A 2,038-nucleotide genomic window follows, 5' to 3' on the forward strand; every position below is an offset into this window, starting at 1 on the left:
AAAACTCTTTTATCGTTGATTTTAAGGGGGCTAAACTTTATAGTGTCATCTTCAATGAAGTTCAATTCGAAAGAATTGTCTCTTTTGAAAAATTAGAGAGTCCTACAGAAATAAAAAACACTAAATTTGAAGGAGCAGTTTTCTCTCAACAAGTAAATTTTCATGATGTTTTATTTTATGATAATATCTTTTTTCAAAATGCTATTTTTAGAGGGAAGACCTATTTCCTAAATATAATATCAGAAAAAATATCTGAAGATACTACAAATGGTAAAGAAAAGGAGTTTACTTTTAAAAGAGCTAAATTTCAAAATAAAACATATTTTAGTGGTAATAATTATATAGAGTTAAATTTTTCAGAGGTCGAATTTGGAGTAAAGGGTGAAGATATTACTATTTCGTTTAGTAATGCTAAGTTCTATGAAAATATTCGGTTTCATCATTGTGATTTTTACTCTAGTATTAATTTTGAAAATACAACTTTTGAAAAATTAGTTGATTTTCATGGAGCTATATTTTGTGAAGCACAACCTTTTCATTTTACAGACTTTTCTGAAAAAGCAATTTTTGCAAATGTAAAGTTTAAGAAAGAAGTACAATTTTTATATTGTAAAATAAAGCCAGATTCATACATAAGGTTTGAAAGTTCTATTTTTGAGAGAGGATTGGAGATTTCTCGTAGTAATTTTAGAAGAAATATAAATTTTTGGGATATAACAATAGACAAAGAGGGGGAGCAAGAGATTTTTAGAAATTTAAACAACCAACATTATAAGGATATAAAATATATAGACGATTTTGGCAAATACCCTACGAAAGAAGTGGCTATGGTTTATAGGCAAATTCGAGAGACATATCGTATTATAAAGGATGATTTTTATGCTCAAAATAATAGGATTGAAGGATTGAATTTCTATGAAAAAGAAATGTCTGTTTATCTTGAAGAAAAACGCCTCTCTAAAACAAAGAAAGAAGAGAAATATGAATCAAATTGTTATAAAAAAATTAAGAGAGATAAAATATTCTATAGCCTCATAATAATAATGGTAATAACTATTATCTTATGGGGGTGTTATAAATATTTTATTTTCTATATAATTCTTATAATTTCTTTCGTTTTAGTATTAGTAGAGAGATGGTATAAAAATAAAGAAAAATTGAAAAGCAAAAATATCCTAAAACAAAATAACTATTTTTCTTTTATATTTTTAATTATAGGAATAATATTTTATCTTATTTGGATATATGAAGCAATGAATACTATTCATTATTTCGTTATTAGCTATATATTTCTTTTTTTCTCAGCTGTGTTTTTATATTTTTATCAAGAAAGGGATAGAATTATCTTGTGGCTTAATAAAAATTCTAACTCTTTTGGAACAGATTGGGTAGTAGGAATTAATTTTACTTTGCTAATAGCACTTATTAGTTCTATGATAATTTTATCAATGACACCTCATATAGTATTTTCTTTTGATACAGAGGGGATAGAGAATTTCATAAGAACTCTAGTAGAAATACTTAATATTACAGAATGGGCAGATATTAAGATACTTAATAAAGAACCCAATACATGGCAGTACATTTTAATGTTTTTTAGTCGTATTTTCATTGGATATGGTTATTATCAAACCATTCAGGCATTTAGAAAATTTGGAAAATCATAAAACACATGTAAAACCAATATTTGCAGGAGGCAGACAGAGAACAGGGTAAGAACTTCGGGGTCAATATAGGTTCTTCCTTAGGAGCGACAACCCTCTTTGAACAATACCATAAGGATTTTTTTAGAGCAAGTGTGCCCCTTGGCTTCGTCTACTATTTTCTTAGGTAATATTGCTTGTTGGGTAATGCAGGATACCAAAGGACAGAGGGTGTCCATCTCTTACTCGATCATCTGCTCCACAGCACTACATGCCTTGCTCAACGGTATAGCATGGCTTCATACAATCCGTTGTCTGCCGCTATTTATCTAATCCGTGAAAATCGCAACAGCATAATTCCGTAAACATATAAAATCAGTGAAATTCATTTCTCA

2 protein-coding genes are annotated in these 2,038 nt (G+C 28.4%); both read left to right on the plus strand.

Annotated elements, in window-relative coordinates:
* Positions 1-1,667: pentapeptide repeat-containing protein (locus HMPREF1551_RS03835; RefSeq protein WP_021627726.1), on the plus strand; the 1,667-nt coding region annotated here is incomplete at its 5' end.
* Between the two features lie 20 nt (positions 1,668-1,687).
* Entirely contained in the window at positions 1,688-1,834 is a 147-nt protein-coding gene (locus HMPREF1551_RS13855) for a hypothetical protein (RefSeq protein ID WP_021627727.1), read from the plus strand.
* Positions 1,835-2,038: the final 204 nt, after the last annotated feature.

Source organism: Capnocytophaga sp. oral taxon 863 str. F0517, assembly GCF_000466425.1.
Taxonomy (GTDB): domain Bacteria; phylum Bacteroidota; class Bacteroidia; order Flavobacteriales; family Flavobacteriaceae; genus Capnocytophaga.